Source organism: Saccharothrix sp. ST-888 (assembly GCF_000955975.1).
Taxonomy (GTDB): Bacteria; Actinomycetota; Actinomycetes; order Streptomycetales; family Streptomycetaceae; genus Kitasatospora.
The window spans coordinates 1-314 of record NZ_JYJF01000883.1; the positions used below are offsets into that span (position 1 = coordinate 1).

Annotated in this window: 1 protein-coding gene; it reads left to right on the forward strand. The window is 74.5% G+C overall.

Annotation, left to right across the window (positions count from 1 at the left end):
* Positions 1–314 (forward strand): hypothetical protein (locus UK12_RS42530; RefSeq protein WP_045307243.1); only part of this gene is annotated, 314 nt, incomplete at both ends.

The window sequence follows — 314 nt, forward strand, 5'->3', positions numbered from 1 at the left end:
TCAAGGCCAACCAGCCCGGGCTGCACCGCAGGCTCCGGTCACTGCCGTGGAAGGACGTCACCGCCCGCCGCTACGACCGCGAGACCGGCCACGGCTACACGGAGACCCGCGTGACCAGGGCCCTCACCAACACCGAACGCGCCCCGGACTTGCGGCGCGCGCTCCAGGCCGTGCGCCGCCCGCGCCACGGCACGGACCTCAAGACCGGCGCCGGCGGCCGACCGACCAGCCACGCCATGACCGGCCTGACCTCGCAACATGGCTCGCCCACGCGGCGCGGTCAGCTCGACACGTCACCGTGGACGACCGCGGAC